This window comes from Paraburkholderia sp. SIMBA_054 (assembly GCF_046534875.1).
GTDB lineage: Bacteria > Pseudomonadota > Gammaproteobacteria > Burkholderiales > Burkholderiaceae > Paraburkholderia > Paraburkholderia hospita.
This window is the reverse complement of record NZ_JAWRXV010000011.1, coordinates 38591-63222: the sequence shown is the minus strand read 5'-3', so window position 1 is coordinate 63222 and position 24632 is coordinate 38591. Positions and strand designations below refer to the sequence as shown.

The window sequence follows — 24632 nt, the reverse complement described above, 5'->3', positions numbered from 1 at the left end:
TTCAGCGCCCCCGGATCATCAGCAGCAACGAGCGCGGCACGAGCGCGACCATCATCACATGCACGACGAAGAACGCGACCAGCACGCTCATACAGACGAAGTGCACGATGCGCGCATTGTCATAGCCGCCCATCAGCGTGCGCAGCAACGGAAACTGTACGGATTTCCACACTGCGAGCCCCGACAGCACGATCAGCACGATATCGGCGATCACGACGAGATAGGCGAGCTTTTGGATCGCGTTGTAATGCGCGAGGTCGTCGTGCTTCAGACGTCCGCGCAAGGCGGCGACCAGATCGGCGACAAGCTGTGTCGGTTTGAGCGGCAACAGCTTGCGCTGAAAGCGGCCCGACGCAAGATTCGCCGCCAGATACACGATGAAGTTCGCCACCAGCAGCCACATCACCGCGAAGTGCCATTGCAGCGCGCCGCCAAGCCAGCCGCCTAGCGTGATCGAAGGAGAGAAATGAATGACGGGAAAGATCGGCGACGCATCGTAAATCTGCCAGCCGCTCATGACCATCAGCACGACGGCCAAAGCATTGATCCAGTGCGTAATTCGCAACCACCCCGGTTGAACCGTGTTGTGACTCAAGACCACTCCAGGTTTGATGTTGTTGTTTCCGGCGCCACGCGATCCGCAGCGGGCATGCACATGCGCGCCCGTCAGGCACCGCGACATATGGGCTAACGCTGTCGATCGATGCTTATTCCTTCGCGTCGTCAGATTTTTTTCTTGCAATCGGCTTGCAGTGACAATGCGGACGGCGCGTCTCTTGGACGGCATGCGGCGCTTGCATCGCATGAATGTTATGTTATAACATCGCCGGCATTGCCTTTCGTCACGACGAGAGGACGGAGAGCCATAACTACAACCGTTTCAACGGCGCAATCAGTCATCGCGTAAGCGATTCGAAAACAAGTCTGCTGCATGACGCATTCATAGGATTCCTATGGATCGGACGCGCTCGCGCCATCAAAACGAATCGAACAAGATTTCAACGACAGCAAATCAAAACAAAATGCGCAAACACACTCACGTGATGTACGCCACGCTACTTCTGTTTAGTGCCGCTTCACGGGCATCGGCGGCTACGGATCCTTCCGCGTCGACAGAGAGCATCGCCGACCCAACCCAGATGACCGACGTGAAGGTGAGCGCCAAACGTCTCGATGACGTTCGCAACGGCTTGTTGCCCGAGACGGGCAGCAGCGTCTACCGTTTCACACAGGACGATATCGACGCCCTGCCCGCCGGCCAGAACACGCCGCTCAATCAGGTGTTATTGCAAGCACCAGGCGTCGCGGCGGATTCATACGGCCAGTTACACGTGCGCGGCGATCACGCGAACCTGCAATACCGGATCAACGGCATCATCATTCCCGAGCCGATCAGCGGCTTTGGCCAGTCGCTCGACACGCGCATCATCGATCAGCTCAATCTGCTGACGGGCGCGTTGCCCGCGCAATACGGCTACCGGACAGCAGGCATCATCGATATCCGTACCAAATCGGGCGACACGGGCAACGGCGGCTCGATCGATGTCTTCGGCGGCAGCCATCAGACCATCAAGACGAGCGCCGATGTATACGGCAACAAGGGACCGTTCAGCTACTATCTGAGTGGCTCGCTGGGCATGAACAATCTGGGCATCGAAAACCCAACGGCAAGCGCCAACGCGATTCACGATCACACGCGACAAGGCGACGCGTTTGGCTATCTGTCGTACATCATCAATCCGCTGACACGCGTGAGCCTGTTGTTCGGCACGACCAGCAACCAGTTCGAGATTCCGAATACGCCCGGCCTGCCGACCAGCTTCACGCTCAACGGCAACAACACATTCGATTCATCGCAGCTCAACGAAACCCAATCCGAACTGAACAACTTCGCGGCCATTGCGTTGCAGGGCACGAACGGCGGCACATTCGACTATCAGGTCGCGTTTTTCACACGCTACACGCGCACGCAGTTCAACCCGGACCCCGTCGGCGATCTGATGTTCAACGGCGTCGCGGCGCAAGACTTTCACAGCAACTCGGCCAACGGCGCGCAAGTCGATACCACCTGGCGTCTGAACGACAAACACACGGTGCGCGCAGGCCTGTTTTTCCAGCAGGAGCACGCGGTCTTCGACAACAGCGTGAACGTCTTCGCCGTCGATGTAAACGGCAACCAGCTCTCCGATCAACCGTTCAACATTCAGGACAACAGCAGCAAAACGGGCTACCTGTACAGCCTGTACGCGCAGGACGAATGGAAGCTCACCGACCGCCTCACGCTGAACTACGGTCTGCGTTACGACCGGATGGACGAATACACGACCGCGAGCCAGTTGAGCCCGCGCATCGGCATGGTCTACACGCTCACGCCGACGACGACCGTGCATGCCGGCTACGCGCGCTATTTCACGCCGCCCGCATTCGAACTGGTATCCGGCTCGACGATCTCGAAGTTCAACGGCACGACGAACCAGAGCCCGTCCAGCCAGAACGATCCCGTGCAGCCCGAGCGCAGCCATTACTTCGATATCGGCGTCACGCAAAAGGTCGGCTCGGCGCTCACGCTCGGGCTCGATGCGTACTACAAGAAGTCGACCAATCTGCTCGACGAAGGGCAATTCGGTTCGGCCCTGATCTTCACGCCGTTCAACTATCAATATGGCAAAACATACGGCGTCGAATTCACGGCGAACTTCAGACACGACAATGTCTCCGCCTATCTGAACCTCGCGTACAGCCGGGCACAGGGCAAGCAGATCAGTTCGGCGCAGTTCAATTTCGATCCCGACGAGTTGGCCTTCATCAACAGCCATTGGGTGTTTCTCGATCACGACCAGCGCGTGACGGCTTCGTTCGGCGGCACCTACGATCTCGGCAGGACCACCTTCACGTTCGACGGACTCGTCGGCAGCGGACTTCGCAGCGGCTTCGCCAACACGGACCGTCTGCCCGTCTATGCGCAGGTCAACCTCGGGGTGATCCAGCATTTCAACCAGCCGCTGATCGGCAAGTTCGACGGGCGATTGCTCGTCGTCAACGCCTTCAACCGCGTCTACGAACTGCGCGACGGCTCGGGCATCGGCGTCGGCGCACCGCAGTACGCTCCGCATTTCGCGGTGTATGCGGGCGCGACGAAATACTTCTGATGCTTGAGGCGGGAGAAAGCGACTACGCGCCCGCTTTCTCTTCAGCAAGAATTTGCTGAATCACCTGCTCGAAGGCTTCGACGGGTTGCCCGCCCGTCACCAGATACTTCTGGTTGAAAACGATCGACGGCACGGACTGGATGCCCATAGCCTGGAACTGCTGCTCTTCTGCTCGAACTTCGTCGGCATAGTCGTTGCCGTTCAACACATCGCGTGCTTTCGCGGCATCGAGACCGACGGATTGCGCGGCTTCGACCAGCACGTCGTGATTGCTCGGGTCCTTGCCGTCGCCGTGATAAGCCTGCAACAGCGCGAGCTTCAAAGGCAACTGCTTGCCTTCGATACCCGCCCAATGCAGCAGCCGATGCGCATCAAACGTGTTGTACACATAGTTGCGCGGCGCGAACGCAAAGCCGACGCTCGCACCGCGCTCGCGGATCATCGCCTGCGTCTCTTCGATCTGCGCCAGCGTGCGGCCATATTTCTTGCCGAGATAATCGACGATCGCCTCGCCTTCCGGCCCCATCTGCGGATTCAGTTCGAACGGATGCATGACGATCTCGGCATTCACGTCATCACCGAGACGCGACAGCGCAAGTTGTAGCGACGAAAGCCCGATCGCGCACCACGGGCAGGCGATATCGGAAACAAAATCGATTCTGAGTTGTTGCGTCATGTGTTGCGGATCCAATGAATGTCTAGAAGATCGGAGCACCTTATCAGAAACAGGCGCGACCGTTTTCTACCGCGCCGCAACATACCCGAATTCGCAAATTCGCGCGTGTCTTGTGGCAGGCGGCGCCATTTTCACCAATAATGGCCCAATAACTGTCGCAGAATGAGGACGGCCATGGATTACCCACCCGAAGCCATCCGTACCATCGCGCTGGTCGGCCACGCCGGTTGCGGCAAGACCTCGTTGATCGAGGCGCTGCTGAAAGAAGGCGGCGCGATCCATGCGGCAGGCAGCGTCGACCGAGGCTCGACCGTCTGCGACTTCGATCCGCTGGAGCGCAAATACCACCACTCGCTCTCCTCCGCGATCGCCCACCTGCATTACCAGAACACCCGCATCTACCTCGCCGACACGCCCGGCTACCCCGACTTCTCCGGCCTTTCCATCAGCGCCTTGCCTGCCGTCGAAACAGCCGCGATCGTCATCAACGCGCGCACCGGCATCGAAATGACCACGCGCCGTATGATGGCGTGGGCCGAGGCGCGCAAGCTGTGCCGGATCATCGTCGTGAACGGCATCGATGGCGACAAGGTCAATCTGCCCGGTCTGCTCGAAGAGATTCAGGAGACTTTCGGCAAGGACTGCCTGCCTATCAACCTGCCCGCGCAAGGCGCAACTGCCGTAGTCGACTGCTTCTTCAATCCGTCCGGCGAATCCGATCTGCTGACGGTGGAATCCGCGCATAACGCGCTCGTCGATCAGGTGATCGAGCTTGATGCAAAGCTGATGGAGCTGTATCTCGAACAGGGCGAAGCGGTCCAGCCGGAACAACTGCACGAACCGTTCGAGCGCGCGTTGCGCGAAGGGCATCTGGTGCCTGTGTGCTTCACGTCGTCGGCGACGGGCGCGGGCATCCGCGAACTGCTCGACGTGTTCGTGAAGCTATTGCCCAATCCGCTCGAAGGCAATCCGCCCCTCTTCTACCGCGACGTCGATGGCCGGCGCGAGACGGTGCAGGCCGAGCCCGATCCAAACAAACATGTGCTCGCACATGTGTTCAAGATCGTGATCGACCCGTACATCGGCAAGATGGCCGTGTTCCGCATCCATCAGGGCACGGTGCGGCGCGACGGTCAGCTCTATATCGGCGACGCGCGCCAGCCGTTTCGCGTCGCGCATCTGATGCTGTTGCAGGGCAAGGACCACGAGGAGGTCGCGCAGGCGGGACCAGGCGATATCTGCGCGACGGCGAAGGTCGACGAGATTTCATTCGACGCCGTGCTGCACGATGCACCCGAAGACGGCAACATCCATCTCGCACCGCTCGCGTTCCCGACGCCGATCTACGGCCTCGCCATCGAGCCGGAGCGGCGCGGCAACGAGCAGCGGCTTTGGGAGATCTTGCAAAAGCTCGCGGCGGAAGACCCTTGCCTGAAAATCGAACATCCCGTCGGCACCAACGAGACCGTCGTGCGCGGACTGGGCGAATTGCATCTGCGGCACATGCTGGAGCGGCTCGCCGATCAATACAAGCTCGGGGTCATCACGCGGCCGCCGAAGATCGCGTACCGCGAGACCATTGGCGGCAAGGCCGAAGGGCATCATCGCCACAAGAAACAGACGGGCGGCGCAGGTCAGTTCGGCGAAGTGATGCTGCGCGTCGAGCCGTTGCCGCGCGGTGCGGGCTACGAATTCGTCGATGCCGTGAAGGGCGGCGCGATTCCGGGCCAGTTCATGCCAGCCGTCGAAAAGGGCATTTTGCAGGTGATCGAGAACGGCCCGCTTGCGGGCTTTCCGATGCAGGACGTGCGCATCACCGTGTTCGACGGCAAGAGCCATCCTGTCGATTCGAAGGAAGTCGCGTTCGTCACGGCGGGCCGCAAGGCGTTCATCGACGCAATACTCAAGGCGCAACCGATCCTGCTCGAACCGATCGTGAACATCGAGGTGATGACGCCCGACACGACGATGGGCGACATTATCGGCGATCTGTCGTCGCGTCGCGCGCAGGTACAGGGCACGCGCAATCTGGCCGGCCGTGCTGTGGTCGTGGCGGGGAAAGTGCCGCTATCGGAACTGGCCGACTATCAGTCGCGCCTGAACGCGATCGCGGGCGGGCACGGCAATTACAGCATCGAATTGAGCCATTACGATCCTGTTCCGCCGAACCAGCAGGACAAGCTCGCGTCGCAGTACAAGAAGCAGTCCGATACGGCCTGACGCGCCCGTTCGGCGACGCGACAGAGATGCCTAGCGCGACTTGCCGCGCGCGCCCTTCTTCGCGCTCGCGGGGCGCGGCGTATCCTTGACGGGCAACGCGCCGCCCGTGATCTGCTCCATCCACGACAACGCATCGACGTAGGCCAGGAACTGCTGCAGATACCCTGGCGACAGCTCGCGCATCAGCGACAGCGACCGATGCACGAGGCTGCTCGAATTGAGCGGCCCGGCATTGCCCGGCACCTGTTCGAGCGACACGCGCACCTGTTTCTCGGCGCTGACCTTGGACCAGGTTTCGCGGAAGTAATCGAGCGCCTTCAATTCGGAGCGAACGGCGGCGTTGAGCGCGACGCGCTCGTCGCCTGCCTGCGGGTGGCTCGCGATGTAATCGACCAGTTCCGCGAGCGGTCCGCGTGTTGCCTTGCACGGCAGAGCGGCGCGCTCAGGCGCTTGTGCCGTCGGCGCACGGCTGGCGATATCGCCAGCATAGGCTTCGAGCAAGGTCGACAGACGCGCATCGAGAATGCGGCGCGCTTCGCCGTCGTGAGCGGCTGCCCGCCGCGCCAGCGCGTCGATGAAATGAAAGCGCAGTGGATCGAGCCGGTCGTCGCCCTGCTCGCGCCAAGCGTCGAGCGTCGTCTGTGCGTCGCTGGCGCGCGCGGTTGCGTCGCTACTCACGGTTTCCGCCGCCCGATGACGCGGGCCTCGGCACCGCCGCAATTTCCACGCGACGGTTCTTCGCCCGCCCTTCACTATCCGCGTTCGAGCTAACCGGCTGCTCGGAGCCGAACGCCGCCGCGAACACCGACGACGCGGGAATGCCCGCATCGATGAACGAACGTGTCACCGTCAGCGCGCGCTGCGCCGACAGCTCCCAGTTGTCCGCGAAGCGCCGGTTGCTTGACCGCACCTGCTGATCGTCGGCAAAGCCGCTGACCATCAGGATTTCGTCGTGCGAGCGGAGATACGCGGACAACGGCCCGGCCAGGCTCTTCAGCAGATCGCGCCCCTGCGGCTGCAACTGGTCGGAGTTCAGCGCGAACAGCACGTTGCCGCTGATGCCGATGCGCCCGTTGACCAGCGTCACGCGCCCGGCCGCGAGCGGCCCGGCCAGCGCCTGCTCCAGCGTCTTGCGGCGCTGCGCTTCCATCTGCCGCTGCTTGACGGCATCGTCGAGCCGCGCCGACAGTTCCAGCTGCACGCCGATCACGCCGACCAGAATCAGCACGAACGCGCCCAACAGCACCGACATCAGATCGCTGAAGGCGGCCCAGATGGGCGTCGTCGGCTCGACGCCGCCGTCGATATCGTCGTTCATGCCGCGTCGGCTCCAGCAGATGCGCGCTGACCCGCCAGCTGTTGCAGGTCTTCGACGATCTGCTTCTGCGACAGCATGCTGAGGTCGATCACTTCCCGCGCCTGCGCGACGTAGTACGCAAGCTGCTCGTCGCTACGCAGCAGCGACTTGTCGAGCGCCGCCTCGATACGGTGCAGGTGAGCCATCAGCTTGTCGTTCGATTCGCCGAACAGCCGCACGCCCATGCCGAACGCTTCGCCGAGGCTCGCCACTTCGACGGCGCTGCCGGCCACCTGCGCGGCGACGTCGCCGAGCTTGCGGGTTTCGGCTTCGACCTTGTCGTTGAACTGCGTGCCGACCCGCTCGAGCAGTCCCGCCGATGTCGAGACGAGCGCATCGACGGCCGTGCGCTGTTCGGTCGATGCGTGATTCACGGCGTCGAGCAGCGTTTCGAGCGTGGCGAGCAGACGGCTGCGCTCTTCGAGCATCGCGGTGTCGCGGACCATACTGTCGGAGAGCTTCTGGCGCAATTCGGCGACGACTTCCGCCGCCGCGCGTGGCGCTTCCGACGCGGCCTCGACGAGCCGAGAAATTTCCGCGATCGTGCCGCTTGCGTGGGCTTGCGTCTGCGCCGAGATATCACGCGCGGTTTGCGCGAGCGTGTCGCAGATTTCCTGCTGGCGGCTCGCGGTGTGCGCGCCCATTTCGTCCCACTTCTGGCTCAACGTGGCCGCGACTGCTTCGAGCGATGCGCTCCACGCATCCAGACGCTGCTGGTCGCGCGACGCCAGTTCGGCCTGCAAACCGGCATGCGACTCATCGACGGCGCGCAACAGCGCGGCCGAATGTTGCTCGAAAGCGGATGCCGCCGTCGTGAGCGCGTCGCGGTTGTGCTCCGCGAGCATTTCGCCGGTGCGTTCCTGCTGAGTCAGTGCGTGCGTCCAGGCTTGAGAAACCTGCCCCGCCGTTGCATCGAGGCGCGTCGACACGCCATCCAGCAGAGCCGTCGAGCGCTGCTCGAAAGTCTGCGTGAAGCCTTCCAGCGATGCGCGCAGATCCTTTGCGAGCGACTCGCTCGCGCTCCGGTGTCCTTCAAGCGCCTCGCTCCATAGATTCGCCACGTTCGCCGTAGTCGACTCGAAGCCACTCGACAGGCCGTCCAGTTGACGCTGCACCGCCTGCTCGACCGTACCGCGCAGTGCGGCCATTTCGAGAGCGTGAGCGGCCATGGTGGCTTCCATCGCCGGCTGCAACGCCGCGCCCGCCGCGCGCGCGCTTTCCGCCGCGCTCGACACCTGGCCCGCCGTCATGTCGAGGCGTGCCGAGACGCCGTCCAGCAGTGCCGTCGAGCGTTGCTCGAAAGTCTGGCTGAAGCCTTCCAGCGACACGCGCAAGTCCTGTGCGAGCGACTCGCTTGCGCTCCGGTGTCCTGCGAGCGCTTCGGTCCATAGCTTCGCAACGTTCGCAGTGGACGCGTCGAAGCCCGTCGTCAAACCGTCCAGCTGACGTTGCACCGCATGCTCGACGGTCTCGCGCAGCGACGCCATCTCGCGCGCATGGCCGGTCATCGTGGCTTCCATCGCCGGCTGCAACGCCGCGCCCGCCGCGCGGGCGCTTTCCGCCGCGCTGTCCTTCAACGACTGCGCAACCGTCGACACCAGCCGCGCATACGCCGCTTCCGTGCGTCCGTGAAATGCGTGCTGGTTCGAGATCAGCCGCTCGTTGAGCGACAGGCTCTGCTGCTCGATGGCCGTCATCATCGTCTGAAGTCGGTCGACCAGCACGGGCATCGTGTCCGCCTGGCGCTGCAGCAGTTTGAAGGTCTCGTCGCGCTTCTGGCTCTGCGAGAAGGCGCGCAACGTGGTCGCGATCTTCGTGTCGAGCAGCTGCGCGGCGAGAGCGCGCTCGCGGCGGCACAACGCCGACAGCAAGCCGAGCATCGCCGAGGTCGCCACGCCCGCAATCGAAGTGCCGAACGCAAAGCCCAAACCCTTCACGGGCGCGGCCAGCGACGCGCGGATCGCCTGCAGATCCGTCGCGCTTTCGAGCGCGGCGCCCGTGCCCCGCAGCGTCGTCACCATGCCGAGCAGCGTGCCCAGCATGCCAAGCAGCACCAGCAGCCCGACCAGGTACGGCGTGAGCGCCGGGCCCGGCAACGCGACGCGCTCGCCTTCGATGCGCAGGCGCACCGGGTTGCGCAAACCGGGATGCAGACGTTCGAGCCAGACACCGAGCCGGGACGGCGCCTCGGACAGTTCCGCGAGCGCGCGCGTGAGCGTCGCGGTGGCCTCCTGATAGCGCTGCAGTTCCAGCGCGCCCGCCACATAGCAGGCGGCGACCAGCAGCGTGACAGCGAGCGCCAGCGGATTCGACACGACATAGCCGGCGCCGACCCAACCGGCTACAACCAGACCTACGAGAAAAACAACGACAAAATCAATGCGATATCTGGACATGTTGTCCCAGTTAGCTGATGCGAAGGGCAGCCAGCAGCCCTTCGACCGGTTGAAAACGAATATCGAGTTCGGCAAGCAACACGCTCTGCATGTCCTTGCGGAACACGTCTAGCCACGCGCCGGGCCGGGGTGCGGCTTGACTCCCGGTCCCCGTGGCCGTGGTGGCCGCAGTGGCCAGGGCGTCCTGCTCGTCCTGTGCTACCTGCGCGGCTTGGCGTAGGCGCTCGAAATGACCGCTGAGCAGACCCGGCACCGCGCCGAACAGGCTGCGCTCGCGCGCGCCGAGCGACCGCTCCATGATCGCGTCGACCACCGCGAGCCGCGTCATCTCCGACGTCTGTGCCGCCACCATGTTGCGCAGCCGCCCGCGCAGACTGCCGATGCGGGTTTCCATCGACTGCTGCAACGCCAGATAGCACTGGCGAAAGTCCGCGTAATTGGCTTCCGCTTCCGGCTGCTGCGCATTCTGCGCATGCGCGGCGCTGCGTCGCCGGCGCGGCGCGAGCATGCTGTCGCCGGCAATCGCGTCCGCCAGCGACGCGCGCACCCGCGCGCACTCGTGCTCGACGCTGCCCGCGCCCCGCGCGCCGGACGCGACGGCGGGCGGCGCACTGTTGAGCGCCGTCGACAACGCAATCGCGTCTGTCCAGCCGAGCCATTGGCTCAACTGGTCCGACAGCGACTGGCTGGAGGCGGGAACGTCGGCGGTAGTCAGGCGCGCGAGCAGACGGACGAGCGTCGGACCGCTGACCGCCGTGCGCTGAGGGGCTTGAACCATACCACCAGAAACCATGAAAAGGCAGCATTTTACGCGCTGCCGGAGGTGAGATTGCCGGACGGGATGTCGAAGGAGCGTTGCGGGCATCCCGCAGATGCCGCAAACCCCGGCCAACATTGGGAGAGACGGATTCGCAGCCGCCGTCGCGCGCTCGCGACGGCGGCCTTTCAGCCCGCATGGCTTCGCCCGATCAGGCGAAACGGCTAGTTCATCGTCAGCACGACGCGAAAGCGTGCAGCGCCGCTCATCATGCGGTCGTACGCTTCGGCGGCGCGTTCGATCGGATAGGTTTCGATCATCGGCTTGACGTCGGCGAGCGCGCTGAACGCGAGCGTGTCCTCAGAATCGGCCGACGAACCCGACGGCCAGCCCTGCACCGCATTGCGGCCCATGATGAACTGGACGGGCGGCACTTCGATCGGCTTGTCCGCGACGCCGAGGATGATCAGCTTGCCGTTGAGCGCGAGGCCGCCGAGCGTGGCCGTCATCGCGTCGGCGTTGGTCACCGTCGCGAGAATGATCGACGCGCCGCCTAGCGCCTTGAGCGCATCGGCGGGATTCTGCGCGCGGCTGTCGATGTAGTGATGCGCGCCGAGTTGCTTCGCGAGCGGTGCCTTGTCCTCGCCGCGCGCGATCGCGACTGTGTTGAAGCCCATGCGCCTCGCGAACTGCACGCCGAGGTGCCCCAGCCCGCCGATGCCGAGAATCGCGACCACCTCGCCCGCGCGCGCGCCGCTGTTGCGCAACGCGTTGAACGTGGTGATGCCCGCGCAAAGCAGCGGCGCGGCGTCCACGTCGTTGAGTTCTTCGGGCATGCGCGCCAGCGCCTCGACGGGTACCACGAGGTAATCGGCGTAGCCACCGTCGTAGCTGATGCCCGGCACCTGCCCCTTTTCGCACACAACGAAATAGCCGCGCCGGCAATTCGCGCAATGGCCGCAATGTCCGCCGTGCCAGCCCACGCCCACGCGCTCGCCCGCTTTCCATCCTTCGACGCCCGCGCCCAGCGTATCGATCACGCCCGCGACTTCATGCCCCGGCACGCGCGGATACTGCAGGCCCGGCCACTGGCCTTCCTTGGTCAGCGAATCGCTGTGGCAGATGCCGCACGCCTGCACCTTGATCAACACCTGACCCGCGCCGGGCGCCGGCACGTCACGCTCCACGAGTTCCAGCGCGCCGCCCGGCCCGCTCACCTGTACCGCTCTCATCTTTCGCATCGAATTTGCTCCAGTCGAAGAACAGTCATGCCAGCGCGGCTGGATGCGCGTCGGCGATTTCTTCCGACGTTCCGCATCGCAACGTAACCGGCTGGTCCGAAATGGATACTAGGTGCTGAATGATGCGTGCGCAATTGAACGGACACACGCGGGTACGACCACGCGACACCACGTATCTGTCACGGCAGTTTCACAGGAACTGGGCGCGTGAGCAGATCGACATAGAAATCGAAAAAGCGTGCGTTATCGAAACGCTTGATGATCGTCACCTTCTGCAGCCCTGCCGGCGGCGAACTCGCGTACCCCGTCGCCTTGCCATCGTTCGCGCCGAAGCTCCTATCGACATCGACCCAGCGTTCTTCCGTCTGCGTCGCGAAGCTCGGGTCCATCAGCCAGGCGATGGTCAGCGTGTCCCAGATGTCGGTCGTGTAGTTCGGATTGGTTTCGAAGCCGTTCTTGCCGTCGAAACCATAGCCGTTCAACTGCTTGAACAGTTGCGTGATGATGGTCTGTTTGGTCGGATCGTTCGCGACGCGGTCATAGACGGTTTTATCCATCTTCACGGTGTCGGTCACGTCGAGGGGAAACACGTTCTGTTTGATGGGCAAACGCAGTACTTCGCGTGCCGCTTCGGGATCGAACCACCAGTTGAACTCGGCCGTCGCCGTGGCGTTGCCCGGCACGTCGATCGCGCCGCCCATGTAGATGATCTGCTTGATCATCGGCACGATCTCGGGATGCTGTCTTGTCGCGAGCGCGATGTTCGTCAGCGGACCGATCGCGAGTATCGTCACCTGGTTCGGGTTCGCCTTCACGCTTTCGACGATGAAGTCCACCGCGCTTTTGCTCTGCACATGCGTATGCGTCGCGAAGCCGTCAGGAGGCGCGACGAGTTGAGCATCCGAAGTCGGCTCCGGCGTGCTCCATGCGCCCAGATAGCCGTCGCCGCTGGGAAACTGAGCAAGCTCCTGCTGGATCTCCGAATACGGATGCGCCAGTGCGTAATTCGCGCCTGCATAAACACCGATACGGTCTCCAACACCGAGCCGCTCCATCGACTTCAACGCGTCGGCGACACCTTGCTTGAGCCACTGGTTGCCCGACACGACTGTGATGCCGAGCACCTCGATTTTGCCTTGCGCCTGCAATTGCACGGCCATCACACCAAGCTGGCCGTCGTCGCCCAGCGTGTTGTAGTCGCTATCGACGATCACCTTCGGCGCAGCGCGCGCGACGCCATTTCCGCCGCAGCCCGACAGCATGACCGCGCATGACATCGTGACGAAAAGTCGCTTCAATGACGTCTCCTTGTTGTCGTTTGTGTTCGTGCTGTGAGGTTGAGGCCGCGTCGGCAGAAAATTCATCATAGTGGCAAAGCCGACGCGAGCAAACTCGCGAGCACGCCAAAACCCGTTTGGGTCATGCGTTTCCCGCCGATGCTCATACGTGTTGCATGCACACACTGAACGTTGCACCCGCAAGCAACCTGAGAGGCGTCACGTTCTGCTCAACGAACGCCAGATCGTCGGGTACAGTCAACATCTTCACGGAGACATTGCGTTGCAACCATAAGGAGGAAACAAGTGCAGGCAAGACACACTCTCGCGGTCATATTTGCATGCGCGACGCTCGGCGCGCTGTCCGTTCAACCGGCGCGCGCGGAATCGACGCGATGACCTCCGACGCCCGTCCATCTGCCATCCCTGCACACGGCGAAGCCCGGCAGATGGACGCGCGCGCGCCGTTCGTGATCGTGATGAACGCCGGCTCGGGGCGTAAGCAGGGCGAGACCACGGCTGCGTTGATCGCGAACGCGTTCGGCAAGGCGAACCGCGAGTACGAGCTGATGCTCGTCGACGATCCGTCGCAACTCGGCGCGACGGCGCAACGCGCGGTCGAACTCGCGCAGGCACGCGGCGGCGCGGTGGTCGGCGCGGGCGGCGACGGCACGCTGTGCGCGGTCGCACAGGCGGTGATCGGCAGCGGTTGCGCGTTCGGCGTGCTGCCGTGCGGCACGTTCAACTACTTCAGCCGCGACCACGGCATTCCCGCCGACCCCGCGCAAGCCGTCGATCTGCTGCTCACGGCGCGCGCGCATCCCGTGCAGGTCGGCTTCGTCAACGACCGCATGTTCCTCGTCAACGCGAGCCTCGGGCTGTATCCGAAGATGCTGGAGCATCGCGAAATCTACAAGCGGCAATTCGGGCGCAGCCGGATCGTCGCGCTGTGGTCCGCGATTGCGATGCTGTTGCGGCGGCATCGCCATCTGCGTCTGCATGTCGATCACGAAGGCACGATGCAGGAGATCCGCACGTCGACGCTGTTCGTCGCCAACAACCGGCTGCAACTCGAACAGGTCGGCGCGGCGGAAGCGCCGTTGCTGGCGCAAGGCTTGCTGGTTGCATTGGCGCCACGCGCGATCGGCCGCATTGCGCAGATCGTGCTGTCGCTGCATGGCGCGCTGAGCCGGATGAGCGACGCGGACAACGTGATCGGCTTCGCGTTTCGCCGCTTCACGGTCACGCATCCGTCGAAGCGGCGCAGGCGTGTCAAAATCGCAATGGATGGCGAAGTCACGCGCATGCAGATGCCGCTCGAATTCCGTGTCGGCGACACGCCCCTTTATCTGCTGAAACCCGAGGCCGATGTCGCCGCCCTGAACCGCTCATGACGCTGTTGCTCCAGATCTCCGATCCGCATTTCGGCACCGAACGGCCCGACGTCGTCGAAGCCTTGCTGCAACTCGCCGCGCGCGAGCAGCCGGATCTCGCCGTGCTGTCCGGCGATATCACGCAGCGCGCGCGGCGCAGCCAGTTCGCGGCGGCGCGGGCGTTCGTCGACCGGCTTGGCGTAATACCGACGCTCGTGATTCCCGGCAATCACGACATTCCCCTCTTCAACCTGTTCGCGCGCGTGCTGCATCCGTATGCGAATCATCGACGCGTATTTGGCACCGATCTCGAACCCGTGTTCGAGTCGCGCGAATTGCTGGTGATTGGATTGAACACGACGCGCCGCGCGCGGCATACGGATGGCGAAGTGTCCATGGAACAGATCGAACGCGCCGCACGGCGACTCGAACGTGCGACGCCGCTGCAACTGCGCGTAGTGGTCACGCATCATCCCGTGGCGTCCGTCGCGGCAGAGGACACGCGCAACCTGCTGCACGGCCGCGAACACGCGATCCGCCGATGGGCGCAAGCGGGTGCCGATCTGATCCTCGGCGGACATATCCATTTGCCGTATGTGCTGCCGCTCGCGAGCCGCATGGACATCGCGCGGCCTGTATGGGCCGTGCAGGCGGGCACGGCGGTATCGACGCGCATCCGCGGGCAGATTCCGAATTCGGTCAATCTGATTCGCTACGACGCGAGCGATCCGAATGGGCGCAAGGCCGTCGTTGCCCGCTATGACTACGACGAAAACGGCAACGCATTCGTGCCTGTGCTGGAACATGCACTCGACCTCCCCAGCACTGATGAAGCGCGTTCGCCCGTTTCGGTGCGCGCGGCCGGCTCGTCATGATCGAGCTTGCGAGCATCGCGGGCCGGCATGCGCTCGAACTGATGGCGGCGACGCTGATCGTCGCGGAGTGCATTGCGTATGGTGCGTTTCGTGTGGGCCGCGCGGGCATGCTGACATTTAATGCGGGGATAGGCGTTGGCGTGGTTGTCATCGTCACTGCGGCCGCGTGCTTCGCGGCGCTCACGCATGCGCTGTTGACCGATCCCGCGTTGACCCGCTTCGACCTCGCGTTCGCGCTAGATCTCGGCGCTACCGTGCCGCGCGAAGTCAAACATGCCTTTGCTATTGCGACACATCTCGGCGATCCCAAGGTGCTAGCGGTCTGCTGCACAGCGGGCGCCATCGCGCTGCTGTCGACGCGGCACCTTCTGCTCGCCTGCACACTCGCCGCGGCTTCGGGCGGCAACGGCCTGTTGAACATGACGCTCAAGCAACTAATCCGCCGCGCGCGGCCCGACTACGACACCGCGTTCGCGTCGGTGCATAGCTGGAGTTTTCCGAGCGGCCACACGTCCGGCTCGCTCGCGACTTATGGCGCGATCGCGTATGTGCTCATGCGAACGCTGCCCGCGCGCTGGCGGCTGCCCGTGGTACTCGGCGCGGTGGCTGTCGTCGGGATGATTGCGTGGAGCCGGCTGATCATCGGCGTGCATTTCGCCAGCGATGTGCTTGCGGGCGCGATGTCGTCGACAGCATGGCTCACGGCCTGCGTGCTGGTGGCGGAGTGGCTGCGGCGACGCGCTATCGGTTGAGACGTCTGTCAACAGCGTGCTTTACGTTCACGCCATCGCGACTTTGCCGGGCGAACACGAACTTCAGCCACTCGCGCCCATTGACGACCAGCATGCCCACGAGCACGAGCGCCGAGCCCGCGAGAAAGGTCGGATCGAGCCGTTCATGCAGCAGCAGCGCGCCGAGCGCGACGCCGAACATCGGCGCCATGAACGACAGCACGCCGAGCCGCGACGCAAGATAGATTCTCAGCAGATAGAACCACGCAACGTAACTGAAGAAGCAGACGACGAAGGCCTGAAACCCGAGGCTCGCCCACACCAGCGTATTGCCATGAAACGCGGACTGGCCGGACAGGAGGGCAAACGGCAGCAACACGACAAAGGCCCACACCAGCTGATAGAACAGCGTCTGCGTAGCGGGCGCTTCGCTCAGACGTGACGCGCGCACGGCGACGGTTGTCAGGCCCCACACTGCGCCCGCGCAGATCCCCAGCAAGTCGCCCAGCATCCAGTTCGGCGCCGATGGCCCCGCTCCGGCTCCCGCGCCCGGCCGGACAAAGGTAATCACAATCCCGACGAAGGCGATCGCAATGCCCGTCCACTGCGTGCGCGTCAAGCGTTCGGAAGGCAGCGCGATCTGTAGCCCCACTGCCGCGAACATCGGCGCGGTGTAAAGGAACACGGCCATGTGAGACGCCGTGGTCAGGCGCAGGCCTTCGGCAACGAACAGAAACTCGGCGGCAAACAGCACGCCGACCAGCGATCCCGGCCCGAGCGCAACGCCCTTGAGCCATTTGTCGCGCACGATCAGCCGGCCGAACACCCAGACCAGCACGGCGGCCACTCCGGAGCGCAGCGATACCTGAAGCAGTGGTGCGACATCGGCAGCAATCGCTTTCATTGCCGCTTGTTGGAGTCCCCATATCAGGCACAGCATCACCATGCTTGAAACGGCGAGGCCGTCCAGAGTCTTTCTCATTGATATTTGCCAGCAGGTCTTGCGCGAAAGCGCCTTAGGCGTGGTTCGCGTGAATCGGGACAGCGCGGCGGGTCCGGCTCAATGATGTTGCGTGTGAGGCGGCTGCATGCCGTCACGACGAATCTTGTGGAGCCGGTTATTGGATCATTCCCCGCGCGCAAGGCATTCGATTGTCAACCATTTGCACTGCGTTGTCGAATCGCTGCCGGCGCGCGAAAGTCCCGTCAAGCGCTACGGAAAGATCGGCGAGGAGGGCTCCGCGCCTTCGAGATCGGCTCGCGGTACATGCTGCGCGATCAATTGCTCGATCTCATGTTCACGCGATCCGGGCACGTCGGCCATGATGAGCAACTGGCCGTCGCGTATCGCATCGCGAAAACGTTCGAGCTGCGTATTCGGCTCGTTGACGCCGATCATCGTGGCTGTCCACGCGCCGAAACCGGCGCCCGCCACTGTCAGCATGACGACGGCGCCGCCCGCGATGGCCAGTTCCGCAGGCGGATAGACAAGCGCCACGAGGCCAAGCAGCGCGCCCGTCACGCCGCCGAGCGCCACGCCGCGTTCCAGCGAATGCACGACGTCGCTGCTTTGCAGCAAAGAGGCTTGTGGCAATTCTTCGAGGGCGACGCTGTGATTCGCGAGCACATGGATATGCCGCCATGTGATTCGCGCGCGCAGCAGGTCGTCGACGATCGCTTTCGCGGTCAGGGTGTCGGGGGCAATGAAATAAAGGCGTCTCATATCGGCTCTCCGTCAAATGGCGGCATCCACAACGGGATGCAACGGGGCGATACCTCTAATCGTACGCCTGAATGGGCCGTTCAGCGGGCCGCAATCACACGCTATTCAGCATGCTGCAATGCGGCACCTAGCCATGTCCCGTCACGAACTTCTTCGTTGCGTGATAGCCGTGCTTCGTCACGTCGGCAACGGCATGACCTGCCGCTTTCGCGCCGTGTCCGACCGCATGCACGCCGTTGCGAGCGACGTGCCCGGTCTCCCGGCCTGCCGTCTTGGCGTCGGTTTTGAACTGATGAGCGCCGCTCGCGAGGCTCGCGTGCGCCAGCGGGCTGACCACGGCGAGCATGGCCACGATGACTGCAATTCTGGGCGTTTTCATGTCCCTGATTTTCCCACATTGGCTGGGCGCGTACCTGAGCCAGCCCGGTAAGCATCGTGTCGAATTTGTATCGCGATGTTTCCGCATCCGTTTTCGATCAATCAGACAATCGCCTTACATCGCGCCCGCTTTCCCTCGCGCGCGCTTGCGTCTAGGCTAGAACAAGCTCGACACGCATCTCTCACCAGCGTTCTGCCGCAACGGAGCGAGGCCCGCCATGCAATTGTCCGCCGTCACCGTCGTCAAGCCCGAAACGACCAACTTCATTCTCGGGCAATCCCATTTCATCAAAACCGTCGAGGATATCCACGAGACACTCGTCGCCGCTGTACCCGGCATCAGGTTCGGACTCGCGTTCTGCGAAGCGTCCGGCAAGCGGCTCGTGCGGCGCTCCGGCACCGACGATGCGCTCGTCGAGATGGCCAGCCAGAACGCGCTGAACGTCGCGGCGGGCCACAGCTTCTTCGTGTTTCTCGGCGACGGCTTTTTCCCCGTCAACGTGCTGAATGCGCTGAAGGCAGTGCCCGAGGTGTGCCGCATCTTTTGCGCAACGGCGAATCCCGTCGAGGTGCTGGTTGCGGAAACGGACCAGGGACGGGGCATCGTCGGCGTGATCGACGGATTCTCGCCGCTCGGCGTCGAAGGCGCGGAAGACGTGCAATGGCGTAAGGACCTGTTGCGCACGATCGGCTATAAACTTTGACCCGAATGGAACATCGACGCCTTGCGCCCGGTACGCTGTGGGCCGCCATTGAGCGGCAGACCGCACACGCGCTGCGCTGCGGCGCGCTGCAACCTATCGATACCGTTCAGGCCGTGATCGAAAGCGGCGTTGTTCGCTTCGTCGTGCGGCAGGTGTCGAGCCTCACGCGCAAGGAGCAGCAGCGCCGGCAAGCGCGCAAACTGGAGACGGCGAAGGGTCCTGTCGCAAATCCGTTTCTTCCGTATGAGCCCGACCTGTTCGTCGCCGATATCTCCGGAACGCATCTGGCCTTGCTCAACAAGTTCAACGTCATCGACCATCATCTGCTGATCGTTACACGCGATTTTCAGCGGCAGGAAGCGCTGCTCGATCTCGCGGACTTCGACGCGCTGATGGCCTGCATGGCGGAATTCGATGGCATCGGCTTTTACAATGGCGGCCCCGAGGCGGGTGCCAGTCAGCCGCACAAGCATCTGCAAATCGTGCCGCTGCCGCTCGGCGATGCAGCGCCGTCCGTACCTGTCGAGCCGCTGCTAGCAGAAGCCGTCGGCGATGGGCCAGCGCTGCGCGTGCCGGGCCTGCCGTTTCGTCACGCATTCGCGCGTATCACGCTGGATCATGCGACGCCCGCCGATGCCGCAAAGACAGCGCTTGCCTGCTACGACGCGCTGCTCGACGCGGCAGGCGTCGGCGCTATCGAGACCAACGGCGTTCAGTGTCAATCGTCGCCGTACAACCTGCTCGTCACGCGCCAATGGATGCTGCTCGTTCCCAGATCGGCGGAACACGTGGAGGGCGTGTCGGTGAACGCGTTGGGATTCGCCGGATCGCTGTTCGTGCGCGACGCGGCGCACATGGCGATGATCGAGCGGCTCGGCCCGATGACCGTGCTGCAACGCGCCGGCCTGCCCTGGCCGCAATAGGATCGCCCTATGACTGGCACATGAAACTGGTATTTCCGCCGTATTCGGGCTTCGCCTAATCTCTCCGTATCGAGAACAAACGCGCTGGCGGTTGCCGGCGACGGAGACAGGCATGACCGAGCAGTCCGCCGCATCCGATGCGCAAACCGTAATCGCCGCCGATATCGTCGTGCCCACCTCGGCTGTCGCGCTGGGCGCCACGCTCGACTACGACGCGCCGCCGCTTCCCGGCGACGCCCTTCCGCTTCTCTGGCACTGGATCTTCTTCCGCCCGACCGTCGCGCAGGCGCAGATCGGCGAAGACGGCCATCCGCGTAAAGGCGGCTTTCTTCCCGACCTTGGCTTGCCGCGCCGCATGTGGGCAGGCGGCCGCCTGCGCTTTCACGCGCCCGTGACGGTCGGCAGCGCGATCACGCGCGAATCGTCGATCCTGAACGTCAGCGAGAAGCAAGGCCGCACCGGCAAGCTCGGCTTCGTTACCGTGAACCACCGCATCTATTGCGAAGGCACGTTCGCCATCGACGAAGAACAGGACATCGTGTACCGCGAACCGGCGGTGCCCGGCGCGCCCGCTCCCGCACCGACCGCCGCGCCCGATGCCGCTCAATGGCACCGGCAGATCGTCCCCGATGAAGTGCTGATGTTCCGCTACTCGGCACTGACCTTCAACGGCCATCGCATCCACTACGACAAGCCATACGTGACGCAGGTGGAAGGCTATCCGAATCTCGTCGTGCATGGACCGCTGATCGCCACGCTGCTGATGGATCTGCTGCACAGGCAGAGCCCTGACGCGAAGGTGCTCGAATTCTCTTACAAGGCGATGCGTCCGAGCTTCATGGGCAACGTCCTTCATCTGTGCGGCCAGCCGTCGGCAGACGGCAAAACGGTCGAACTCTGGTCGAAGGACCACGAAGGCTGGCTGACCATGACGGCACGCGCGACGCTCGCCTGATTCCGCAATCCGCAACCGCACAAGAATTGATCATGATCCATACCGTCACCGATCCGTTTCAGGACATCCGCGAAGCCGTTCGCGATCTCTGCCAACAATTCCCGGCCGAGTACTTTCGCAAGGTCGATGAAGAACGCGGCTATCCCGAAGCCTTCGTCGACGCGCTGACCAAAGCGGGCTGGCTCGCCGCGCTGATCCCGCAAGAATATGGCGGCTCGGGTCTGGGGCTGACGGAAGCGTCCGTCATCATGGAAGAGATCAACCGCTCGGGCGGCAACTCGGGCGCGTGCCACGGGCAGATGTACAACATGGGCACGCTGCTACGCCACGGCTCGGCGGAACAGAAACGGCTGTATCTGCCGAAGATCGCGAGCGGCGAACTGCGCCTGCAATCGATGGGCGTCACCGAGCCGACCACGGGCACCGACACGACGAAGATCAAGACCACGGCCGTGCGTAAGGGCGACCGCTACGTCGTCAACGGGCAGAAGGTGTGGATCTCGCGCGTCCAGCATTCCGATCTGATGATCCTGCTCGCCCGCACCACGCCGCTTGCCGACGTGACGAAGAAAAGCGAAGGCATGTCGATCTTCATCGTCGATCTGCGCGACGCGATCGGCCACGGCATGACGGTTCGTCCGATTCCGAACATGGTGAATCACGAGACCAACGAGCTGTTCTTCGACAATCTCGAGATTCCCGCTGAAAACCTGATCGGCGAAGAAGGCATGGGCTTCAAGTACATCCTCGATGGACTGAACGCCGAGCGCACGCTGATCGCAGCCGAATGCATCGGCGACGGCTACTGGTTTATCGACAAGGTCTCGCAGTACGTGAAGGACCGCGTCGTGTTCGGCCGTCCGATCGGACAGAACCAGGGCGTGCAGTTCCCGATTGCGCGCTCGTACATCAACATCGAAGCAGCGAACCTGATGCGCTTCGAGGCCGCTCGCCGCTTCGACGCGCACGAGCCGTGCGGCGCGCAGGCCAACATGGCGAAGCTGCTCGCCGCCGATGCTTCATGGGAAGCGGCCAACGCCTGCCTGCAGTTTCATGGCGGCTTCGGCTTCGCCGCTGAATACGACATCGAGCGCAAGTTCCGCGAGACGCGTCTCTATCAGGTCGCGCCCATCTCGACGAACCTGATCCTGTCGTATGTCGCCGAGCACATCCTCGGTCTGCCGCGTTCCTTCTGAGAGCGAGTCCGATCATGCGTCCGCTTCAAGGCATCAAGGTCGTTACGTTCGAACACGCGATCGCCGCGCCCTTCTGCACCCGTCAGCTCGCCGATCTCGGCGCGCGCGTCATCAAGATCGAGCGCCCCGGCACGGGCGACTTCGCGCGCGGCTACGACGAACGCGTGTCGGGCCTCGCGTCGCATTTCGTGTGGACGAATCGCTCGAAAGAAAGCATCACGCTCGACGTGAAGCAGCCGCAGGCGCTCGACATCGTGCACAAACTGCTCGCCGATGCCGACGTGTTCGTGCAGAACCTCGCGCCCGGCGCGACGCAGCGCCTCGGCTTCGACTACGCGACGCTGAGCGTGAAGTATCCGAAGCTGATTGTCTGCGATATTTCGGGTTATGGACTGGATGGTCCCTTTCGCGACAAGAAAGCCTATGACCTGCTGATCCAGAGCGAATCGGGCTTTCTGAGCATCACGGGTTCAGACGGCGAGCCGGCGAAAGCGGGTTGCTCGATCGCGGACATTGCAGCGGGCATGTATGGCTACACCAACATCCTCGCCGCGCTGCTGGAACGCGCGCAGACGGGACGCGGCAAGCATATCGACGTGTCGATGCTCGAAAGCATGGTCGAGTGGATGAGCTACCCGCTCTACTACTCGATCGATGGACAGACGCCGCCGCGTCAGGCGGGCGCGTCTCACGCAACGATCTTTCCTTATGGTCCGTTCGTCGCAGGCGACGGCAAGACGGTGATGCTCGGCCTGCAAAACGAGCGCGAATGGAAGAACTTCTGCGAGACGGTGATCGAGCGCCCTGAACTGCTCGCCGATGAACGCTTCTCGTCGAACAGCGGCCGCGCGAAGCATCGTGAGGAACTCACGCGCGTCATCGTCGACGCGTTTTCCGCGTGGACAGCGGCGCAGGTGATCGAACGTCTGGAGAAGGCCAGCATCGCGAACGCGCGGATGAACGACATGCACGATGTCTGGAACCATGAACAGTTGCAGGCCCGGCAGCGCTGGACGCATGTGCAGACGGCTGCGGGCGAGATCCCCGCGCTCTATCCGCCCGGCATGACCGCCGAAGACGAGCCTCGCATGGACGCCGTTCCCGCGCTCGGCGCGCATACGGACGCGATCTTGCGTGAACTGGGCTTCAGCGCAGCGGAGGTGGACGCGCTGCGCGTATCCCATGCCGTGTAGCCATTCGACAACCAGACAATCCGGGCAATCACTTCAGAACAATCGCGCCCGCCTTGCCCTTGCTCTGTCCGTGGCAAGGCAACCCAACCAGGAGACAAAACCATGTCAGTCAACGCCGCTGGTCGGCTCGACCGTCTGCCCATTTGCAGTTTCCACTGGAAGATACTCGGCCTGATCGCCGGTGGCGCCTTTCTCGACGCGTTCGACATCTATCTCGCCAACGGCGCCGTCGCGGCGATGGTCAAGCAAGGCTTCACCGATCTCCGTCACGGCGCGATGTTCGTCTCGGCGACCTTCGTCGGCATGATGATCGGCGCGTATGCGGCCGGCCACATCGGCGACCGGCTCGGACGACGCTACTCGTATCAGGTGAATCTCGGCATCTTCGGCCTTGCTTCGATTGCCGCCTGCTTCGCGCCGAACATCGAATGGCTGATCGTGCTGCGCTTCATCATGGGCGTGGGACTCGGCGCCGAACTGGTGGTCGCGGCGGGCACGCTCGCCGAGTTCGTGCCGCCCGCGACGCGCGGCAAGTGGGTATCGCTGCTCGCGATCATCATCAACAGCGGACTGTTCGCGGCGCTCGCGGCGGGCTACTGGATCATCCCGAACCTCGGCTGGCGCTATATGTTCGCGATTGCGGGCATCGGTGCGTTGATCGTGTGGTTCCTGCGTCACCGGATGCCTGAATCGCCGCGCTGGCTCGAATCGACGGGCCAGCTCGACGAAGCCGAAGCGACGCTCGCCGCAATCGAACGTGAAGTCGAAGCGCGCGTCGGGACATTGCCGCCCGTGCAGCGCGTGGTCAACCTGAACGTCGGCGCGGTGCCGCTGAGCGCGCTGTTCGCGCCGGGCATGCGCGGGCGCACCTTCGTTGCCGCGCTCACCGCGATTGCCGTGAACATCGGGCTGTATGGTTTCATCGCGTGGCTGCCGACCTTCTTCGTCAGCGAAGGCCTGTCGATCGTCAAGTCGCTCGGCTTCGTGATGCTGATGTCGATCGGCTCACCCGTCGGCGGCCTGGTCGGCTATCTGATCGCGGACCGGATCGGCCGCGCGAAAGGCATCGTGCTCGCCGCGCTGGTGAGCATCGTGTTGGGGTGGATCTACGTGACATTGCGCGAGCCTGCGCAGATCATCATCGTCGGCTTCTGTCTCGTCACGACGATCTATACGATCACGACGCTTGGGCTGTTCGGGTACATTCCCGAACTGTTTCCGACGGAAGTCCGCCTGCGCGGCACGGGCGTTGCGGGAACATGCGGACGCGCCGCGTCGATTGCGACGCCGTATCTGGCGCTGCTGCTGTATCAGCGTGTCGGCGTGTCCGGCGTCATTGCGATGGTGAGCGTGATCTTTGCCGTGCTGTGCGTCGCGATCTGCATTCTTCGCGTCGAGACGAGCCGGCACGCGCTCGAAGATGTTGCGCCGGGAACCAGCGACGCCACGTCGACCGCCCAGGACCGCGACGCGGCGCACGCGGCGGAACACGCTTAAGCGCAGATCGA

22 protein-coding genes are annotated in these 24632 nt (G+C 63.5%); 11 read left to right on the top strand and 11 right to left on the bottom strand.

The features are described 5' to 3' along the window. Position 1: 1 nt before the first annotated feature. Entirely contained in the window at positions 2-595 is a 594-nt protein-coding gene (locus SB822_RS15570) for a cytochrome b/b6 domain-containing protein (protein ID WP_007730876.1), read from the bottom strand. A gap of 358 nt (positions 596-953) precedes the next feature. On the opposite strand from SB822_RS15570, the gene SB822_RS15565 reads away from it, so the two are divergent. Next, positions 954-3149, top strand: coding sequence for a TonB-dependent receptor (locus SB822_RS15565; protein ID WP_410855118.1), 2196 nt, complete (start codon positions 954-956; stop codon positions 3147-3149). 22 nt (positions 3150-3171) lie between these two features. Here SB822_RS15565 and SB822_RS15560 read toward each other — a convergent pair whose 3' ends face one another. Then, a complete protein-coding gene (locus tag SB822_RS15560) occupies positions 3172-3825 on the bottom strand; it encodes a DsbA family oxidoreductase (RefSeq protein WP_410855117.1) in 654 nt (217 codons plus the stop codon). Between the two features lie 174 nt (positions 3826-3999). Between SB822_RS15560 and fusA the strand changes: the two genes are divergently transcribed. Then, complete coding sequence (gene fusA / locus SB822_RS15555) at positions 4000-6045, top strand: elongation factor G (RefSeq protein WP_007585190.1); 2046 nt, start codon at positions 4000-4002, stop codon at positions 6043-6045. A 30-nt stretch (positions 6046-6075) separates the two neighbouring features. Here the strand turns inward: fusA and SB822_RS15550 are convergent, their stop codons facing one another. The 6 genes from SB822_RS15550 to SB822_RS15525 form a co-directional block, all read right to left on the bottom strand. Then, a complete protein-coding gene (locus SB822_RS15550; RefSeq protein ID WP_024162981.1) occupies positions 6076-6723 on the bottom strand; it encodes a DUF2894 domain-containing protein in 648 nt (215 codons plus the stop codon). Continuing rightward, positions 6716-7363: an OmpA family protein gene (locus SB822_RS15545; protein ID WP_007585194.1), complete on the bottom strand. Its 648-nt coding sequence runs from the start codon at positions 7361-7363 to the stop codon at positions 6716-6718. The genes SB822_RS15550 and SB822_RS15545 overlap by 8 nt, the downstream gene beginning before the upstream one ends. After that, positions 7360-9798, bottom strand: coding sequence for a DUF802 domain-containing protein (locus tag SB822_RS15540; protein WP_410855116.1), 2439 nt, complete (start codon positions 9796-9798; stop codon positions 7360-7362). Before SB822_RS15540 ends, SB822_RS15545 begins: the two co-directional genes overlap by 4 nt. Positions 9799-9808: 10 nt before the next feature. Then, a complete protein-coding gene (locus tag SB822_RS15535; RefSeq protein WP_410855115.1) occupies positions 9809-10576 on the bottom strand; it encodes a DUF3348 domain-containing protein in 768 nt (255 codons plus the stop codon). Positions 10577-10779: 203 nt separating this feature from the next. Beyond that, a complete protein-coding gene (locus tag SB822_RS15530; RefSeq protein ID WP_007577035.1) occupies positions 10780-11796 on the bottom strand; it encodes an alcohol dehydrogenase in 1017 nt (338 codons plus the stop codon). Between the two features lie 179 nt (positions 11797-11975). Then, positions 11976-13094 (bottom strand): nucleoside hydrolase, encoded by a 1119-nt coding sequence (locus SB822_RS15525; protein ID WP_410855114.1) that lies wholly within the window; start codon positions 13092-13094, stop codon positions 11976-11978. Between the two features lie 374 nt (positions 13095-13468). Here SB822_RS15525 and SB822_RS15520 point away from each other — a divergent pair, with 374 nt between their 5' ends. The 3 genes from SB822_RS15520 to SB822_RS15510 are packed head-to-tail and all read left to right on the top strand — an operon-like array spanning position 13469 to position 16073. Beyond that, positions 13469-14467, top strand: coding sequence for a diacylglycerol/lipid kinase family protein (locus tag SB822_RS15520; RefSeq protein ID WP_007738937.1), 999 nt, complete (start codon positions 13469-13471; stop codon positions 14465-14467). Beyond that, positions 14464-15321, top strand: coding sequence for a metallophosphoesterase family protein (locus SB822_RS15515; RefSeq protein WP_410855113.1), 858 nt, complete (start codon positions 14464-14466; stop codon positions 15319-15321). Before SB822_RS15520 ends, SB822_RS15515 begins: the two co-directional genes overlap by 4 nt. After that, positions 15318-16073, top strand: coding sequence for a phosphatase PAP2 family protein (locus tag SB822_RS15510; RefSeq protein ID WP_410855112.1), 756 nt, complete (start codon positions 15318-15320; stop codon positions 16071-16073). The genes SB822_RS15515 and SB822_RS15510 overlap by 4 nt, the downstream gene beginning before the upstream one ends. Here the strand turns inward: SB822_RS15510 and SB822_RS15505 are convergent. The 3 genes from SB822_RS15505 to SB822_RS15495 all read right to left on the bottom strand — a co-directional run bounded on the left by SB822_RS15505 (position 16063) and on the right by SB822_RS15495 (position 18154). Further along, complete coding sequence (locus SB822_RS15505; RefSeq protein WP_410855111.1) at positions 16063-17034, bottom strand: DMT family transporter; 972 nt, start codon at positions 17032-17034, stop codon at positions 16063-16065. The two genes, SB822_RS15510 and SB822_RS15505, sit on opposite strands and share 11 nt — an antisense overlap. 231 nt (positions 17035-17265) lie before the next feature. Further along, positions 17266-17775 (bottom strand): DUF1269 domain-containing protein, encoded by a 510-nt coding sequence (locus SB822_RS15500; protein ID WP_410855110.1) that lies wholly within the window; start codon positions 17773-17775, stop codon positions 17266-17268. A gap of 127 nt (positions 17776-17902) precedes the next feature. Further along, positions 17903-18154 (bottom strand): hypothetical protein, encoded by a 252-nt coding sequence (locus SB822_RS15495; protein WP_410855109.1) that lies wholly within the window; start codon positions 18152-18154, stop codon positions 17903-17905. Between the two features lie 217 nt (positions 18155-18371). On the opposite strand from SB822_RS15495, the gene SB822_RS15490 reads away from it, so the two are divergent. The 6 genes from SB822_RS15490 (at position 18372) to SB822_RS15465 (ending at position 24621) form a co-directional block, all read left to right on the top strand. Beyond that, entirely contained in the window at positions 18372-18857 is a 486-nt protein-coding gene (locus SB822_RS15490; protein ID WP_007577027.1) for an adenosine-specific kinase, read from the top strand. 5 nt (positions 18858-18862) lie between these two features. Next, on the top strand, positions 18863-19780 hold the full coding sequence (locus tag SB822_RS15485; protein ID WP_410855108.1) for an ATP adenylyltransferase family protein: 918 nt from the start codon (positions 18863-18865) through the stop codon (positions 19778-19780). Positions 19781-19892: 112 nt separating this feature from the next. Beyond that, positions 19893-20735: a MaoC family dehydratase N-terminal domain-containing protein gene (locus SB822_RS15480; protein ID WP_079502962.1), complete on the top strand. Its 843-nt coding sequence runs from the start codon at positions 19893-19895 to the stop codon at positions 20733-20735. A gap of 32 nt (positions 20736-20767) precedes the next feature. Beyond that, a complete protein-coding gene (locus SB822_RS15475) occupies positions 20768-21931 on the top strand; it encodes an acyl-CoA dehydrogenase family protein (RefSeq protein WP_353557172.1) in 1164 nt (387 codons plus the stop codon). 14 nt (positions 21932-21945) lie between these two features. After that, the gene (locus SB822_RS15470; protein WP_410855107.1) at positions 21946-23124 is read left to right on the top strand and encodes a CaiB/BaiF CoA transferase family protein; all 1179 of its coding nucleotides are present in this window, start codon (positions 21946-21948) and stop codon (positions 23122-23124) included. Positions 23125-23226: 102 nt separating this feature from the next. Next, complete coding sequence (locus tag SB822_RS15465; RefSeq protein ID WP_079502965.1) at positions 23227-24621, top strand: MFS transporter; 1395 nt, start codon at positions 23227-23229, stop codon at positions 24619-24621. Positions 24622-24632: the final 11 nt, after the last annotated feature.

Bases quoted from the DNA above. Each gene is read 5' to 3' on its own strand.
- SB822_RS15565 (WP_410855118.1), top strand. From the start codon at position 954: ATGGATCGGACGCGCTCGCGCCATCAAAACGAATCGAACAAGATTTCA.
- SB822_RS15560 (WP_410855117.1), bottom strand. From the start codon at position 3,825: ATGACGCAACAACTCAGAATCGATTTTGTTTCCGATATCGCCTGCCCG.
- fusA (WP_007585190.1), top strand. From the start codon at position 4,000: ATGGATTACCCACCCGAAGCCATCCGTACCATCGCGCTGGTCGGCCAC.
- SB822_RS15545 (WP_007585194.1), bottom strand. From the start codon at position 7,363: ATGAACGACGATATCGACGGCGGCGTCGAGCCGACGACGCCCATCTGG.
- SB822_RS15540 (WP_410855116.1), bottom strand. From the start codon at position 9,798: ATGTCCAGATATCGCATTGATTTTGTCGTTGTTTTTCTCGTAGGTCTG.
- SB822_RS15535 (WP_410855115.1), bottom strand. From the start codon at position 10,576: ATGGTTCAAGCCCCTCAGCGCACGGCGGTCAGCGGTCCGACGCTCGTC.
- SB822_RS15530 (WP_007577035.1), bottom strand. From the start codon at position 11,796: ATGCGAAAGATGAGAGCGGTACAGGTGAGCGGGCCGGGCGGCGCGCTG.
- SB822_RS15520 (WP_007738937.1), top strand. From the start codon at position 13,469: ATGACCTCCGACGCCCGTCCATCTGCCATCCCTGCACACGGCGAAGCC.
- SB822_RS15515 (WP_410855113.1), top strand. From the start codon at position 14,464: ATGACGCTGTTGCTCCAGATCTCCGATCCGCATTTCGGCACCGAACGG.
- SB822_RS15510 (WP_410855112.1), top strand. From the start codon at position 15,318: ATGATCGAGCTTGCGAGCATCGCGGGCCGGCATGCGCTCGAACTGATG.
- SB822_RS15505 (WP_410855111.1), bottom strand. From the start codon at position 17,034: ATGAGAAAGACTCTGGACGGCCTCGCCGTTTCAAGCATGGTGATGCTG.
- SB822_RS15500 (WP_410855110.1), bottom strand. From the start codon at position 17,775: ATGAGACGCCTTTATTTCATTGCCCCCGACACCCTGACCGCGAAAGCG.
- SB822_RS15495 (WP_410855109.1), bottom strand. From the start codon at position 18,154: ATGAAAACGCCCAGAATTGCAGTCATCGTGGCCATGCTCGCCGTGGTC.
- SB822_RS15490 (WP_007577027.1), top strand. From the start codon at position 18,372: ATGCAATTGTCCGCCGTCACCGTCGTCAAGCCCGAAACGACCAACTTC.
- SB822_RS15485 (WP_410855108.1), top strand. From the start codon at position 18,863: ATGGAACATCGACGCCTTGCGCCCGGTACGCTGTGGGCCGCCATTGAG.
- SB822_RS15480 (WP_079502962.1), top strand. From the start codon at position 19,893: ATGACCGAGCAGTCCGCCGCATCCGATGCGCAAACCGTAATCGCCGCC.
- SB822_RS15475 (WP_353557172.1), top strand. From the start codon at position 20,768: ATGATCCATACCGTCACCGATCCGTTTCAGGACATCCGCGAAGCCGTT.
- SB822_RS15470 (WP_410855107.1), top strand. From the start codon at position 21,946: ATGCGTCCGCTTCAAGGCATCAAGGTCGTTACGTTCGAACACGCGATC.
- SB822_RS15465 (WP_079502965.1), top strand. From the start codon at position 23,227: ATGTCAGTCAACGCCGCTGGTCGGCTCGACCGTCTGCCCATTTGCAGT.